We start from the raw sequence: 15177 nt of genomic DNA on the forward strand, positions 1-15177 counted from the left end.
ATCAGCTCACCTTCTGCATGCCGGTGCGGCCGTGTTCGACCCGGAACCGGTCGAGGGAGATGCCCTTGGCCTGGTTGTCGGCACGGACATAGGGGACGGCGCGGTACTCGGCGGTGATCGCGTCCGCGTCGGCGTAGCCCAGGACGTAGCCGCGACGGCCGTCGTAGAACTTCATCCAGGGGTGCTGCATCCAGTCCTTGGTGTAGTTGTCGGTCGGTGCGCCGTCGCCGTCGGAGGCGATCGAGGTGCCGAGGAACTCGCTGCTCACCACGGCGGATCCGGGATCGGCGAAGTCGGCGAGCAGGTCGCCGGCGATGGAGCGGTGGCAGTCGCCGGTGAAGACGACGGAAGGCGCGACGCCCCGCTCGCCGAGCACGTCGAGCAGGCGCTGCCGCGCCGCCGGGAAGCCGTCCCACTGGTCGACGCGGTTCTCGGTCACCTTGACCAGGCCGACCTGCTGGAGCAGCAGGTTCCACCGGGTGTCGGACGTCCGCAGACCGCGGTACAGCCACCGTTCCTGCCCGGCACCGAGCATCGTGCGGCCGGGCGCGTTCTGCTCCTCGGTGTTCGCGGGCTTGGCGTCGCGGTACTGGCGGCCGTCGAGCACGTGCAGGGTGGCGAGGCCGCCGTAGCGGAGTCGGCGGTGGAGCCGCGCGTCCGGGCCGTGGGCGAGAGCGAGCGGGGGCAGCGGGCAGTTCTCGTAGTACGCGCGGTACGCCACGGCCCGCCGCAGCAGGAAGTCCTCCTCGCTCAGGCCGTAGTAGGACGTCTCGTCGGCGTAGTCGTTCTGCACCTCGTGGTCGTCGGGGGTGAGGATCCAGGGCGCCGCCGCGTGTGCCGCTTGGAGGTCGGGGTCGGTCTTGAACAGGGAGTAGCGCACCCGGTAGTCGGCGAGGGTGTTGGTCTCCAGCTCGTGCCGGGCCCCGGGGAGCGGGGCGTCGCGCCACATGTTGGCCGCGGTGATGCCGTACTCGTAGAGGTAGTCGCCGAGGAAGAACACCACGTCGGGGTCCTTGGCCACCATGTCGCGGTACGCGGAGAAGTGGCCGTGGTACCAGGCCTGACAGGAGGCGGTGGCGAAGGTGAAGGAGGCGCGGGAACGGGAGTGGGGCGTGGTGCGGAACCGGCCAACGGGGCTGGTGTGGCCCTGGGCGCGGAACCGGTAGAAGTACTGGCGTCCCGGCCGCAGGCCGCGCACCTGCGGGTGCACGGAGTGTCCCAGCTCGGGCAGGGCCAGGGCGGCGCCGGAGCGTACGACACGGCGGAAGCGTTCGTCCTCGGCGACCTGCCACTGTACGCCGTAGCTCGCGCGGGGCATGCCGCCGTGCCCGTCCTCGGCCAGGGGGTTCGGCGCCAGCCTGGTCCACAGCACGCAGCCGTCCGCCGCCGGCTCGCCACTGGCCACGCCGAGGCGGAACGGTTCGTCACGCAGCCTCGGTGCACCGGACGTTGCCTCCGCCTGCCCGTCGAGGCCGGCGCCGGCGAGCAGTGCACCGACGCCGACGCCGGCCGCCTGGAGGAAGAGGCGCCGGTCCAGGCCGGAGGACGTGGGGAATGCAGGACTCATGTGTCTCTCCCGGGCGTTGTTCAGATCCGGAGAGATCGTTCGTGGTGCGGGTGGCCGCAGCGCGGCGGGCAGGTGAAGACCTGTCGGACAGTCGTGCACCACGACGCGCTCGGGCGACACGGACGCGGCGGTGTGGCGGTCCGGCAGGACGGTGTCGCTGCCGCGAGAGGTCACCTCCGGCTCGGCCGGTCATGTCCTGTCCATCAGGAAGGACCAGATGTTCACAAGGAGCAGACAGGATGCGCTGGTTGGTTGGGCAGGTAGACGGAGCGTTCCAGCGGGGTGAGGTCCCGGTGGATGAGGCGGCATATCTTGCGGATGGACGTGGCGGTGGTGGGCAGGTCCGGTTTCCACACTCGTACCGTGTTGTCCTCGCTGCTGGTGATCAGGGCGCTCGCGTCGGGGCTGAACGTGAGGCTGATGACGTGGCCGGTGTGGCCGGTGAAGGTGGTACGTGTTCTGCCGGTCTCCACGTCCCACAGCCGCACCGAGGTATCGGCGCCGGAGGTGACGGCCAGGAGCTGTTCCCCCGGGCCGAATGCCAGCGCGGAGCCCACGTCCGAGTGGCGGGCGACGGCCTTGCTGGCCTTGCCGGTGGTCACGTTCCACACTCGTACGGTGTTGTCCATGCTGCTGGTGGCCAGGGTGGCTCCGTCCGGGCTGAACACCATGGATTCCAGTGACGAGGTGTGGCCTCGGAGTGTGGTGCGTGTCTTGCCGGTGGCTGCGCTTCGCAGCCGGACCTCGTAGTCCCTGTCTGCGGTGGCCAGGGTTTTGCCGTCCGGGCTGAACGCGAGAGCCTCCGCCGACTCGCTCACAGTGGTGCGTATCCGGCCCGTGGCGGTGTTCCACAGCCAGGCCTTCTCGTAACCGGCCACCGCCAAGGTTTCCCCGTCCGGGCTGAATGCCGCGGCAGTGAGGTTTTCGGCGGGGAGCACGCGCAGGCTGTCGCCGGTTTTCACGTCCCACAGCCGTACCGTGTGGTCTCCGCCGCCGGTCGCCAGTGTCCGCCCGTCCGGACTGAACGCGATCGCTGTGACCGCGTCGGTATGACCCGTGAGGCTCAGCCGCAGTGTGTTCCGGTTCGTGTTCCTCAGGTGCACAGTGCCGCGCCGGTCGGCGGTGGCCAGGGTCCTTCGGTCGGGGCTCAGTGCCACCGTGAAGGTGTAGCCGGTGCGGTGGGTGCGTGTGGCCGGTGTCGTGCCTGCTGCCACGTCCCACAGTCGTACCGTCTTGTCGTCCCCGCCGGTGGCCAGCGTCCGGCCGTCCGGACTGAACCGCATCACGTTGGTCCTGTCGGTGTGTCCGGCGAGCGTGGCCCGCAGCTTGCCGGTTGGCGCATCCCATAGTTGCACCGCGCCGAAGCCTCCGGCGGCCAGTGTCCGGCCGTCCGGGCTGAACGTGAGCACCTCTGCTCCGCCAGGAAGAGAGCTGCGCGCTTTGCCGGTTGCGGTGTCCCACAACCACATCTTTCCGTCAGTGCCATTGGTCGCCAGGGTGCGCCCATCAGGGCTGAAAGCCATCGCATCGGCAGTCTCGTAGCGGCCGGTCAGCATGGTGCGCAGTTTGCCCGTGCCTACATCCCACAGCCCCACCCCGTTCTCGGTAGCGGCAGCCAGCGTCTTCCCGTCAGGGCTGAAGACGAGTTCGGAGACGTCCTTGGTGCGGCCGGTGAGCGTGATGCGGGGCTTGCCGTGGGCGACGTCCCACAGTCGTACTCCCTCGTCGTCGATTCTGGTGGCGAGTGTGCGCCCGTCCGGGCTGAACGCAAGCTCGTCGAAGCCGGACTGTGTGTGGAGGACATGCCGTACTCGCCCCGTCGCCACCTGTGAAAGTCGTAGCGTGCCGTCGTTGAGGCCCGCGACGGCCAGGGTGCGGGCGTCGGGAGTCAGCGTCATCCTGTACGTCTCGTCGCCGTAGTTGGAGACGACGGTGCGTCTGGTGCCGGTGGCCGTGTCCCACAGGTACGCGTCCCGGTCCTCGGCGGTGGAGACCAGGGTGCGCCCGTCGCGGCTGAACGCCAGGGCACGGAGTCCGCCGGTGTGGCCCACGAGGCGGTGCCGCAGAGGAAGGCCGTAGGCGGAGTAGAGGCTGCCGGCGGCCTCCGGCGTGGGAGCCGTGCGGTGCGCTTGGACGGCCAGCAGCGAGGCGAGGTCGGGATCCTCGTCGAGCAGGGCCGCGGACTGTGCGGCAAGTTGCCGGGACTGGGCGACGCGCTGTGCGTCCAGGGCACGATCGCGTTCCCGGCCGCTGCTGAGGCTCTGCTTCCAGGCGAGGAGTCCGGTGGTCAGGGCCAGGACGAGGAGGACGGACAGGGCCGCGGTGAATCGCCGCAGGCGGCGGGCGGTGCGGGCAGCGGTCAGCTGTTCCTCGTCCCGGGCCGCAGTACTGGCGGTGAGGAAGGCCCTTTCCACCTTGGTGAGTTCCCGTCGGCCGTGAGCGAGGGGGAAGTGTTCCTCCGCGGTGGCCAGCAGGGCGCCGCGGTACAAGGCACCGGAATCGTGTCCGATTTCTTGCCACCTGTGGGCGGCTTCGGTGAGCCGGCGGTGGCAGCGCAGGCGTTCGCGGCTCTGGTCGATCCAGGTGAGCAAGCGGGGCCAGGCGCTGATGAGGGCCTCGTGCGCGAGATCCACGGTGTGCTCGTCGAGGGTGATGAGGCGGGCGCGGGCCAGCCGGTCCAGGACCTCGTGGACGTCGCCGGAGTCCTCGCTCAGGTCGAGTTCGATGCGGTCGGCGGGACGCCGGGTGTCGGGTGCGCCCGCTCCAGGGGTGATGAGGCGGAGCAGCAGCAGTCGGGCGAGTTCGGCCTGGGCCTCGGTGAGCTGGGCATAGAGGGTTTCGGCGCTCTGGGCGATCGCGCCGTGCAGGCCGCCGGCTGCTTCGTACGCTTCCATCGTCAGGGACCGTCCCCGGCGTCGGCGGCAGGTTTCCAGCAGGGCGTGCGAGACCAGTGGCAGGCTGCCGGCCTGCCCGGCCGCGTCCTCGATCAGGCGTGCCGTCAGGGCCCGTTCCACGAGCAGGCCTGCGCCGGCCGCGGGCTTGACGATGGCTTCCCGCAGTTCGTCGCGGGTCATCGGGCCGACGGGCAGGCTCGCCTTGGCCAGCACCGAGGCCAGGTCCTCGTGTTCGAGACAGCGCGCGTAGAAGTCCGCGCGCACTCCCAGCACCACCCGCAGCCGGCTGTCGGCGGCCTGGGCCCGCAGCAGCAGACGGATGAACTGGGCCCGCTGCGCCGCATCCTGGCAGAGGGTGAAGACCTCCTCGAACTGGTCCACCACCAGCCAGGTGTCCCCCTCGCCCGCAGCCGGGTCGCATCGCCCGTGGTGATCCGCGAAGGGGTGCGCCCCGGGAGTGAGAATCCGGATCGCCGCCGGTCGCGCCGCCTCGTCGTCCAGTTGCCGCAGCCGCGGGACGAGTCCGGCGCGCAGAAGCGAGGACTTGCCGCTGCCGGACGGGCCGAGCACCATCGTGATCCGCTGCGCACAGGCCAACTCGACGAGCTCGTCCGTCAGGCGGCCGCGCCCGAAGAAGCGCTCCTGGTCCCCTGGCTCGAAACGCGCCAGCCCACGGTAGGGCGCCACCGAGGGATCGACCGGCTCCGCCGGGAGACGGGCCACCTCGCTCCTGACCTGGTGCCAGCGGCGCTCCCACTCCTCCTGATCCCCGCCGCACGTCGTCGCAAAGGCCAGCGTGACCTCCAGAGAAGGCAACTGCTCACCCGAGGCGGCCCGGGAGAACGCCGTAGCGGAATACGCCGCCTGCTGTGCCATCTCCCGGTACGTCGGGCTGCCTGCCCGCGCGCGCAGGACCCGCAGTGCCAGGGCAAATCGCGCGACGGGGCCGGCTGCCGGATCCAACGGCTTCTCGCGACGCCCCATGCACCCCCCATCCGTCGCAGCACCGAGCAACCCGCCTCACACGGGCACGCGGTATTCCAGCAGAACGGAGGCAACAGTGCGCAGTCCACCGTCGAACGTCAGCCAGCCCGTCATCAGGTCCGTCAGTCCGCCCGACAGCAAGCTCTGGTGCGGTGACCGTCCCGGCGCCCGAGGCCACGAGTACCCCTCCCTCGGCTCGGGGGTCACGACGGCACCATTTCCGATTCGGGGCCTGGGCCGACAGCCTCGCGGGTGATCAGTCACCGAGGAGTTGACCGCCTTCGGCCTCAAGGTGACCGGTCGCATTCCGCGTGACCTGGACGGCCGCTACCTGCGCAACGGCCCGAACGCCCTGGGTCTGGAGGACGTCCGCGCCCATCACTGGGTGCTCGGGGAGGCCTACCCGGGCCAAGTGCGACCGGACGACTTCGCGTGCAACACGCACGTGTGATCCCGTACAAGGGCCGCATCCTGGCGTTGCAGGAAGGCGGGCCGCTGCCGTAGAGGAGGCGGCGGGGCGGCTCAGCCCGCCCCGTACGCGGCGCGGACCAGCGCGTCGAACAGTCCCTGCTGGCCCGCGTCCTCCCCCGCGGTGTCCTCGGGATGCCACTGCACGGCGAGGAACCAACCGCCTGCGTCGGGCGCCTCCACGGCCTCGATCGTGCCGTCGGCGGCGCGCGCGGTGACGACCAGGCCGGTGCCGAGCCGGTCGACGTGTTGATGGTGGTAGCAGGACGCCTCGGTCTTGTCGGCGCCGACGAGGGCCGCGACGGTGGAGCCGGGGCTGAGGCATACCGGGTGTCGGACGTGCCGGTGTTCTCGGCCGGGGCCGCCCATGTCCTGGTGGAGGGTGCCGCCGAGGGCGGTGTTGACCACTTGCAGTCCGCGGCAGATCGCCAGCAGCGGCAGCTTCAGCGCCAGTGCCTGGCGGGCCGCTTCGAGGTCGAAGGCGTCCTGTTCGTCGTCCACGTCGTAGACGGCCTCGTGCGTCTGCCCTGCACCGTAGCGGTGCGGTGCGAGGTCTCCCCCGCCGGGGAGCAGGACGCCGTCGAAGCGGGCGAGGCGCGCGGCGGTCCCCCGCGGGTCGCAGCGGCCCGCGGGGGCGTGCGGGTGGATCGTCACGGGTTCGCCGCCCGCCCGCCAGACCGCTTCGACCAGGGCCCTGGCGTTGACCTCGGCCGCGTGGCGCAGCGCTGACGCGCCGGCGGAGAAGCGCGCCGGGATCGCGATGAGCGGGCGCGCGGAGCGGGTCATGGGTGGGTCCAGACGGTCTCGGGTCGCCGTTGGGTCCAGACGGTCTCCGGTCGCCGTTGGATCCAAGTGGTCTCGGGTCACAGTTGGATCCAGGTGGTCTTGAGTTCCGTGTACTTCTCCAGGGCGTGCGCGGACTTGTCGCGTCCGTTTCCCGACTGCTTCATGCCGCCGAAGGGGACCGTGAGGTCGCCCTCCTCGTAGCAGTTGACCCACACGGTACCGGCCCGCAGGGCGCGCGAGACCTGGTGGGCGGTGGACAGGTCGGAGGTCCACAGTCCGGCGGCGAGTCCGTAGTGGGTGGCGTTGGCGAGGGCCACCGCCTCGTCGAGGTCCTCGAAGGTGAGGACGGACAGAACAGGACCGAAGACCTCCTCGCGGGCGAGTGCCGAACGCGAGTCGACGTGGTCGAAGACGGTGGGCCGCAGGTACACGCCTCCTGTCTCGGCCAGTACGCGCTCTCCCCCGGTGCGCAGCCGCGCACCGTCGTCGACGGCGGTGTGGATGTGGTCGAGCACCCGGTCCAAGTGGTCCTGGCCGACCAGCGCGCCCATCTCGGTCGCCGGGTCGAGGGGGTCGCCGATCCGCAGCGCGCGGGCCCGTTCGACGACCGCTTCGGTGACACGCTCGGCGACGGAGGCGTGCACGAGCAGCCGGGAGGGCGCGGTGCACATCTCGCCCTGGTTGAAGAAGATGCCCCAGGCCGCGGTGGCGGCGGCCTGTTCCAGGTCGGGGGCGTCGGGCAGGATGATGTTCGGGGACTTGCCGCCCAGTTCGAGCCACACGCGCTTGAGGTTGGAGTCGGCGGCGTAGCGCAGGTAGTGGCGGCCCACAGCGGTGGATCCCGTGAAGGCGAGGACGTCGACGTCGGGGTGGAGGCCGAGCGCCCGTCCGGCGACCGAACCGTGACCCGCCACGACGTTGAGGACCCCGGGCGGCAGCCCGGCCTCGTCGGCGATCCGGGCGAGGAGCAGGGCGGACAGCGGCGAGTTCTCCGACGGCTTGAGGACGACCGTGCAGCCGGCGGCGAGCGCGGGGGCGATCTTCCAGCCCGCCAGGGTCAGGGGGAAGTTCCAGGGCACGACGGCTCCCACGACCCCCGCCGGTTCGCGGGTGACGAGGGCGAGGGTGTCGGGCGGGGTGTGCGGGGACTCGTCGGTGAGCTTGTCGGCCAGCTGCCCGTACCAGCGGAAGGTACCGATCAGGGCGCGCAGCTCTATGTCGTGTGCGTCGGTGATCGGTTTGCCCATCTCCAGGCTCACGGTGAGGGCGAGGTCGACCCGCCGCTCCTCGATCAGGTCCGCGAGCCGCAGCAGCGTCCGGCCGCGTTCGGCGGGCGCGAGCCGTGGCCAGGGCCCGTCGTCGAAGGCCCGGCGGGCCGCCGCTACGGCCAGGTCGACCTCCGCCGCCCCGGCGTCGGCGACCTCGGCCAGCGAATGGCCGTTCCGCGGGGAGACGATGGTGAACGCGCCGCCTCCGTCGTGTGCGCGGCCGTCGATGAGGTGCGAGCCGGTGAACCGGAGCGTCTCGGCCCGGCGTATCCAGCCGTCGTGGGTGACATCCACCGTGAATCCTCGTTTCGTTCGTGGTCCGGGCGGGTCTCGGCTGAGCCGGGTCCGGGGCGGACGATGTCGTCGGGTTACGGCCGTCTGCCCGGCCCGGCCCGGCCCGGCCTGAGCGAGGCGCGGGCAGCGGGCAGCGGGCAGCGGGCAGCGGGCAGCGGGCAGCGGGCAGCGGGCAGCGGGCAGCGGGCAGCGGGCAGCGGCTAACGAACGGGCGGGCGGGCGTGACACCCGCCAGGGCTCCACCCGCCAGGGCTCCAGCCGCCGACAACTCAGCCCCGGCAACAAACTCCCAGCAGCTCAGCCCCCGACCGAGCCCCCGCCCTCCCCCTCGACCACCAACCGCTCCAGCAACCCGCGGAGCTCCCACAGCGCCTCCTCGGTCACCTCCTGCTCGCCGAAGACGAGCTGGTGCAGCACCAGGCCCTCCAGTGCCGCGAAGACAAGGCGGGACAGCCCCCGGTCGACAGGCCGGGACAGGATGCGGGACAGGTCCCGCCGCGCGGTCTCGAAGTACTCGTCGTACAGGGCACGCAGATGGGGCATCAGTTCCGGCCTGCGCCGGGACTCCAGGAGCAGTTCGTACTGGAACGCCTGGAGGTCCGGTCCGGCCGCCACCATGTTCCCCAGGCCGACGGCGAAGTCCTCCGTGCGCTCGGCGCCGGTGTCGAGGGCGCTGACGTCGAGCGAGGAGCGGAAGGCGTGGTCCACGGCCTCCTCGATGAGGGCGTCGCGGGAGCCGAAGTGGTGCACGACGAGCCCGTGGGTGACGCCGGCCTCCTCGGCGACGGCCCGGTAGGTGAGACCGCGCAGTCCGCCCCGGGCCACCACGCGTACGGCGGCGTCGAGGAGGGCGGTGCGCCCCGACCCGTAGTTCGTCACGGGCTTGCGGGTGCCGCGGGCGGCGACGGGCTCGGCGGGGTCGGTCATGCCGTGGAGCCTACCTGCGGCACTTCGGTCAGCGCTTCGGCGGCCTGATGCCACGGAACTCCCAGTCGCCGCCGAGCGCGGTGGACAGCACCTCCTCCGACTCGGTCGGCTGGGCGCCGACGTCGGTGCGGATGGCGGTGGGTCCGGTGACGATGTGGTTGGTGAGCCTGCCGAGGCCCTCGACCTCGACCTCGACGACGTCGCCCGGGGCGACGGGACGGGAGTTGGCCGGGGTGCCGGACAGCAGGACGTCACCGGGGTGCAGGGTGATGGTGCGGGCGATGTCGGCGACGAGGTAGTGCATGTCCCAGGTCATCTCGTCGGTGGAACCGTCCTGGACGACCTCGCCGTTGACGTGGGTCCGCAGCCGCTTGCCGCGGAAGTCCCAGTCGGTGACCAGGCCGGGGCCCAGTGGGCACAGCGTGTCGGAGCCCTTGACCCGCAGCATGGACCCGGCGTCGGTGTCCCGGAAGTCGTGCAGGCCGTAGTCGTTGGCCACGGTGTAGCCGGCGATGTACTCCTCCGCGTCGGCCGGGGAGATGTTGCGGGCGGTCCTCCCGATGACGATCGCGACCTCGCCCTCGTAGTTGAGCCACTTGCAGCCCTCGGGGCGGACGACCGCTCCCCGGTGGGCGTTCAGTGCCGAGGTCGGCTTGTGGAAGTACGTGGGGGTGTCGGGCAGGCCGATCTGGAACTCGTCGACCCGGCTGCGGTGGTTGAGGTGGACCGCGATCACCTTGGAGGGCACGACGGGCGGCAGGTGGTGGGCGTCCTCGATGCGGACACGGCGACCGTCTCCGGCGACCAGTTCGTCGCCGTCGCGGACCGTCTCCACGGTTGCGCCGTCGAGCAGGACACGGCGGTACTCGGGCATGGTGGGGTACCTTTCTGGCTTCCTAGGCGTTGCTGCGGGACTCGGCCGCACCGGGCCGGACGGTGTCGGTCCAGCCCCCGGCGGGGCGGTCGAACCAGAGCAGGACCTGGCCGGTCCCGACGGAGTTCTCGTACTCGCCGTACTGGCGCCCCTTCGCTGTGCACGCCCGCTCGCCGAGGGCCCCGGCCATCATCAGATAGTGGAAGAACTTCGCCTCGGGCTTGTACGTCCAGAACTCGTCCATGGTGTCGAGGACCTGGTCGTGGCGGCCCTCCTTGAACCAGGCGATGCGCTGCTCGTCGGCCGCCCGCGCCTCGGGGGTGAAGATGTGGGACGGGTCGCTGGCCTCGTGGTCGCGGAGTTCGCGCAGCGGCCAGAAGGTGTGCGACAGGGCTCCGGAGGCGATCAGCAGGACGCGGCGGCCGGGGGTGGCGGCGATGCCGTCGGCCAGGGCACGGCCGAGGCGCAGGTGGTCCTCCATGTCGCCGGTCTGGCAGACGCCGATGGAGACCCAGCGCTTGTCGCGCAGCCCTTCGCCGAGGTGCTTCCACAGGTTGGTGGTGGCGTAGTAGACCGGCAGGTACGCGTCGTCGATCGGTGTGATCCAGGTGCCGTGCCGGTCGGCGAACGAGGCGATGTTGCGGGCGAGTTCGGGGTCGCCGGGGAAGTCGTACGGCATGCGGCACATGCCGCGCGGCAGTTCCTCGGAGGTGTACAGACCGGACCTGCGGTCCTGTGCGGTGACGACGAACTCGACGGTGGTCGCCCAGTGGGAGTCCAGGACGACCACAGTGTCGTAGTCGTCGCGCTCGAACACCTCTTGGCGGAGCTGCCCCAGGCCGGTGACGAGGCTGATCTCCTTGCCCTCGTTGAGTTCGAGGCGGGTCTCCTCGGGCAGCACGATGGTGGGCACGTGGGCCAGCAGGCCCGCCCCGACGATCTCACCCATGGTCCTGCCATCCCTTCGGTGCGGTGACGGTGTTCTTGAGGTCGCAGTAGAAGTCGAAGCTCCAGGTGTCGCCCTCCCGGCCGACGCCGGAGTGGCGGGAGCCGCCGAACGGCGCCCGGAGGTCGCGGACGAAGAAGCAGTTGACCCAGACGGTGCCCGCGACCAGTCGTGCGGTGATCCGTTCGGCACGTGCGGGGTCACCGGTGGCGACGGTGGCGGCGAGGCCGAAGCGGGTGTCGTTGGCCAGGCGTACGGCTTCGTCCTCGTCCGTGAACGTCTGGAGGGTGAGGACGGGACCGAAGACCTCTTCCTGGACGATCTCGGAGTCCTGCCGCACGTCGGTGAGGAGGGTCGGCGCGTAGTACTGTCCCTCGCCGCGGTGGCCGCCGACGACCGCGCGGGCGCCGTCGGCGAGCGCCCGCCGGACGAAGCCGTCGATCTTCTCCAGCTGGCGGGGGTGGATGTTGGGTCCGATGTCGGTGGCCTCGTCGCGCGGGTCGCCTTGCCGGAGCCGGGCCGCCTTGTCGGTGAACCTGCGGGTGAACTCCGCGGCGATGCTCTCCTCCACGAGGATGCGGGTGGCCGCCAGGCACACCTGCCCCGCGTTGTCGTACTGCTCGACGGCGAGGTCGACGGCCAGGTCGAGGTCGGCGTCGGCGAAGACGAGCAGCGGGGACTTGCCGCCGAGTTCGAGGCTGAGCGGGGTGAGGTTCGCGGCGGCCGACGCGGCGATGTGCCGCGCGGTGGGGACCGAGCCGGTGAAGCTGATGCGGCGCACGTCCGGGTGGGCGGTGAGGGCGTCGCCGATCTCCGGGCCCAAGCCCTGGACCACGTTGAGGACTCCGGCCGGCAGACCGGCACCGGCGGCGATGTCGGCGAGCAGTGAGGCGGTCAGCGGGGACCACTCGGCGGGTTTGAGGATCACCGTGTTGCCGGCCGCGAGCGCCGGGGCGACCTTCCAGGTGGCCAGCATCAGTGGCGCGTTCCACGGCGTGATCAGGACGCACGGTCCTGCCGGGTCCCAGGTGACGCGGTTGGTGTGTCCGCGAGTGGTGAAGTCCTCGTGGTCGAGGGTGAGCAGCCGGTCGGCGAAGAAGCGGAAGTTGTGGGCGACGCGGGGCATGACGCCCCGGCGGTGGGAGCGCAGGAGCGCGCCGTTGTCGTGGGTCTCGACGACGGCCAGCTCTTCGAGGCGCTTCTCGACGCCGTCGGCGATGGCGTGCAGGATGCGGGCGCGCTCGGCGCGGGGGGTGGCGGCCCAGCCGGGGAAGGCCGCCTTGGCCGCGGCGACCGCCGCCGCGGCCTCCATCGCGGTGCCCCGGGAGATCTTCCCGAGGGTGCTGCCGTCGATGGGTGAGATGTCGGTGAAGGTCTCGGTGGAGGCGACGCGCTCGCCGCCGATCCAGTGCCGGGTGTCGACGGCGACACCGGCGACGGTGGTGTGGTGGTGTTCGCTCATGCTGGCGGGGCTCCTGGGATGGTGGGAGGCGGGTTCACTCGGCGCCGGACGTGCCGGACTCGAGGAGCCGGCCTCCGTCCCAGACCACGCCGACCTGCCGGTAGTAGGCCGCGATCGGCTCGCGGATCTCCAGGCGCGCCAGCTCCTCGGTGGGCGCGTCGAACAGTTCGAGGTCGGCGTCGCCCACCCAGGCCTGGCCGCCCTCGAAGGAGGCGGCGCCGGACTCGATCAGCTCGTCGAGGGCGAGGCCCTTGCCCTTCTCGATGGCGGGCAGCCAGCGGTGGTGGGCCATGGGGTGGGCGTTGACGAAGCCGTTGGTCGCAGAGGGCTCGCGCAGGGTCACGACGGCCTGGGCCAGGCGCCGGTCGGCGGCGGCGAGGGTCGCGCCGAAGCGGGCACCGGCCTCGATGCGCGGGGCGGGCCCGTACGGGTGCGGGCGGGTCTGGTGGATGGAGCCGAGCTTCTTGGGGTAGCCCTGGTGCAGTCCGCGGGCGATCGCGAAGTCCTTGTCGACCCAGATGTGCACGCAGCGGGTGTAGGTCCGCCCCTGGTACTGGCAGCGCACGACCGCGAACGCCTCCTTGTACTGGGCGCGCACCGGGTCGAGCAGTTCGTCGCCCGAGGTGCCGCAGGACTGCCAGTCGGCCCAGATCAGGGCCACCGCGCCGGGGTCCTCGTCGGCGAGCTGGAGTGGTTCGGGCAGCAGTTCCCGTACGCGGGCGGGGTCGGTGCGGTACTCCACGGTGAGCAGATCGCCGGAGTAGCGCCAGGGTGGCGCGGGGATCAGCGACGAGGCGCCGGTCGCCGTCTTGGGGTGGAAGTATCCACGGACACTGGTCACTTCGGGTTCCTTATGCACAGAGGACGGGCCTGTTCGAGATGCGCGGAGGACAGGTGGTGCGAGCAGTTCGGCACGGTGGTCGGGCGGCAGTCGCCGCCACGGTCCGGTCACCGGGGGCGACGACACCGAAGGACTGGATCCGGAGGTCGTGCTGACCTCTCCGGAGGGGGCCGGGCTCCGGCCGGGGGCAATGCGGCGGGCGATGACACGACCCGCAAGTCATTTGATGTCAAACAAGATAGGAAGCCGGGAACCCGCGGTCAATACCTATCCGGATGGATAAGTTGATCGGTACGAAGTCTTGCGGGCACGTGCCAACCCTCCTTACCGTTTGGCTGCACAGGCGAACGGCCTCCCGCGTCCCGCGGTCCGAGGCCGCCCTTTCCTCGCTTCCCTCCCTTTCTCCCCCAGCACTCCGTGCCCCGGGAGGCGCCCCCTTCCTCAGAGGAGATTCCAGTGAGCGCATCCGACATCCCAGCCGTCCGCCGTCACCTGGAGCGGCTGGCCGCCGAGGGGATCGACGTGGTCCGGGTGACCTATCCCGACCTCATCGGCACCGAACGGGCCCGGGACGTCCTGCTGGACCACCTGCCCGCCGCCTGCGACCACGGACTCGCCTTCTGCCGCGCCGTCTACCACACGAGCCCCCAGGGAGACACAGTCGCGGTCTCCGGCGGCCTCGACGCCGGCCTGCCCGACATCTGCGTCGTCCCCGACCTCGACACACTGACCGCCCTGCCGTGGGAGCCCGGAGTCGCCACCTGCCTCGGCGACGCCGTCAACCCGGCCACCGGCCGGCCCGCGCCGGAGTCCCCCCGCGACCTGCTGCGCGCCGTCGTCACCCGGTACGGCGAACACGGTCTGCGGCCCGTGGTGGGCCCGGAGCTGGAGTACTTCCTGTGCGACGCGGCCCCGGAGGGACCGGAGGGATCCCGGGGCTGGCGCCGCTACAACACCACGCCGGGCGCCATCTACACCGCGGGCCTGCGCGCGGATCCCGACAACCATCTGCTGCGCACCCTGCGCCTGTTGCACGGCCTGGACATCGGCGTCAGCAGCGGCAACCACGAGTACGACGGCTCACAGTTCGAGATCAACCTGACCCACTCCGACGCCATGTCGGCCGCCGACCGCGCCTTCCGTTTCAAGGCGGCCGTCAAGGAACTGGCCCGTGGTGAGGGGCGCTTGGCCACGTTCATGGCAAAGCCCTTCAACGACGCGGGCGGATCGGGCTTCCATCTCCATCTGTCGTGCCTGGGCGACGGGGACGAGAACGTGTTCGCCGACCCGTCGGCCCCCTACGGCCTCTCCGCCACCGCACGGCACGCCATGGCCGGAGTCCTCGCCCACGCACCCGCGCTCGCCGCGCTGGCCAACCCCACGGTCAACTCCTACAAGCGCTTCGGGCCCGACACCCTCGCGCCCTGGCTGATCGACTGGGGCCTGGACAACCGCAGCGCCCTGGTCCGGATACCGCCGGAGCGCGGTCCGGGCTCCCGCTTCGAGATACGCCTGGGGGACGCCGGCGCCAACCCCTATCTGCTGATCGCCGCGACACTCGCTGCGGCGCTCCTCGGCATCCAGGCCGGAGAGGAACCCCCCGCCCCGCTGGAGGGGTACGGGTACGACGACACCAGGTCCGCGGTGCTGCCGACGACCCTGTCCGCCGCACTCGACGCACTGGAGGCGGACACCGCGCTGACCGAGGTGCTCGGCAAGGACTTCACCGCGTCCTACCTCGCGTACAAACGCGACGAGGTCGCACGCTTCCACCGGCACGTCACCGACTGGGAGTTCACCGAGTACGCCTACCACCTGTGAGCCGATGAGCCACGCCTCGACGAGAGCAGTTCACCCAACGCCCCT

Annotated in this window: 10 protein-coding genes and 1 pseudogene; 2 read left to right on the top strand and 9 right to left on the bottom strand. The window is 71.2% G+C overall.

The genetic code is table 11. From position 1 onward, the window contains the following. Position 1: 1 nt before the first annotated feature. Together GPA10_RS38710 and GPA10_RS38715 are read right to left on the bottom strand one after the other, a co-directional pair. Positions 2–1567 (bottom strand): alkaline phosphatase D family protein, encoded by a 1566-nt coding sequence (locus GPA10_RS38710; protein WP_157169520.1) that lies wholly within the window; start codon positions 1565–1567, stop codon positions 2–4. Positions 1568–1788: 221 nt separating this feature from the next. Further along, complete coding sequence (locus GPA10_RS38715; RefSeq protein ID WP_157169521.1) at positions 1789–5445, bottom strand: nSTAND1 domain-containing NTPase; 3657 nt, start codon at positions 5443–5445, stop codon at positions 1789–1791. A gap of 259 nt (positions 5446–5704) precedes the next feature. Here GPA10_RS38715 and GPA10_RS43545 point away from each other — a divergent pair. Next, positions 5705–5946 (top strand): annotated as a pseudogene (locus GPA10_RS43545) (carotenoid oxygenase family protein); the annotation flags it as partial. Between the two features lie 21 nt (positions 5947–5967). Here the strand turns inward: GPA10_RS43545 and GPA10_RS38725 are convergent. The 7 genes from GPA10_RS38725 to GPA10_RS38755 all read right to left on the bottom strand — a co-directional run bounded on the left by GPA10_RS38725 (position 5968) and on the right by GPA10_RS38755 (position 13311). Continuing rightward, positions 5968–6699, bottom strand: a complete 732-nt coding sequence (locus tag GPA10_RS38725) for a gamma-glutamyl-gamma-aminobutyrate hydrolase family protein (RefSeq protein WP_157169522.1) — start codon at positions 6697–6699, stop codon at positions 5968–5970. A gap of 77 nt (positions 6700–6776) precedes the next feature. Further along, positions 6777–8261 (bottom strand): aldehyde dehydrogenase, encoded by a 1485-nt coding sequence (locus tag GPA10_RS38730; RefSeq protein WP_343041809.1) that lies wholly within the window; start codon positions 8259–8261, stop codon positions 6777–6779. A 297-nt stretch (positions 8262–8558) separates the two neighbouring features. Next, positions 8559–9188 (bottom strand): TetR/AcrR family transcriptional regulator, encoded by a 630-nt coding sequence (locus GPA10_RS38735; protein ID WP_157169523.1) that lies wholly within the window; start codon positions 9186–9188, stop codon positions 8559–8561. A gap of 28 nt (positions 9189–9216) precedes the next feature. Beyond that, a complete protein-coding gene (locus GPA10_RS38740) occupies positions 9217–10062 on the bottom strand; it encodes a fumarylacetoacetate hydrolase family protein (protein WP_058852520.1) in 846 nt (281 codons plus the stop codon). Positions 10063–10084: 22 nt separating this feature from the next. Then, positions 10085–11011 (bottom strand): 3,4-dihydroxyphenylacetate 2,3-dioxygenase, encoded by a 927-nt coding sequence (locus GPA10_RS38745; protein WP_058852519.1) that lies wholly within the window; start codon positions 11009–11011, stop codon positions 10085–10087. Next, complete coding sequence (locus tag GPA10_RS38750) at positions 11004–12470, bottom strand: aldehyde dehydrogenase (RefSeq protein WP_157169524.1); 1467 nt, start codon at positions 12468–12470, stop codon at positions 11004–11006. Before GPA10_RS38750 ends, GPA10_RS38745 begins: the two co-directional genes overlap by 8 nt. 34 nt (positions 12471–12504) lie before the next feature. Beyond that, a complete protein-coding gene (locus tag GPA10_RS38755) occupies positions 12505–13311 on the bottom strand; it encodes an acetoacetate decarboxylase family protein (RefSeq protein WP_343041811.1) in 807 nt (268 codons plus the stop codon). A gap of 456 nt (positions 13312–13767) precedes the next feature. On the opposite strand from GPA10_RS38755, the gene GPA10_RS38760 reads away from it, so the two are divergent. Beyond that, the gene (locus GPA10_RS38760) at positions 13768–15132 is read left to right on the top strand and encodes a glutamine synthetase family protein (protein ID WP_343041812.1); all 1365 of its coding nucleotides are present in this window, start codon (positions 13768–13770) and stop codon (positions 15130–15132) included. Positions 15133–15177 lie beyond the last annotated feature (45 nt).

The sequence above is a fragment of the Streptomyces typhae genome, assembly GCF_009755605.1.
In the GTDB taxonomy this organism is placed as follows: Bacteria; Actinomycetota; Actinomycetes; order Streptomycetales; family Streptomycetaceae; genus Streptomyces; species Streptomyces typhae.

What these genes read in the sequence shown, in the direction of transcription:
- GPA10_RS38710 (WP_157169520.1), bottom strand. Translation starts at nt 1,567, where the DNA reads ATGAGTCCTGCATTCCCCACGTCCTCCGGCCTGGACCGGCGCCTCTTC.
- GPA10_RS38715 (WP_157169521.1), bottom strand. Translation starts at nt 5,445, where the DNA reads ATGGGGCGTCGCGAGAAGCCGTTGGATCCGGCAGCCGGCCCCGTCGCG.
- GPA10_RS38725 (WP_157169522.1), bottom strand. Translation starts at nt 6,699, where the DNA reads ATGACCCGCTCCGCGCGCCCGCTCATCGCGATCCCGGCGCGCTTCTCC.
- GPA10_RS38735 (WP_157169523.1), bottom strand. Translation starts at nt 9,188, where the DNA reads ATGACCGACCCCGCCGAGCCCGTCGCCGCCCGCGGCACCCGCAAGCCC.
- GPA10_RS38740 (WP_058852520.1), bottom strand. Translation starts at nt 10,062, where the DNA reads ATGCCCGAGTACCGCCGTGTCCTGCTCGACGGCGCAACCGTGGAGACG.
- GPA10_RS38745 (WP_058852519.1), bottom strand. Translation starts at nt 11,011, where the DNA reads ATGGGTGAGATCGTCGGGGCGGGCCTGCTGGCCCACGTGCCCACCATC.
- GPA10_RS38750 (WP_157169524.1), bottom strand. Translation starts at nt 12,470, where the DNA reads ATGAGCGAACACCACCACACCACCGTCGCCGGTGTCGCCGTCGACACC.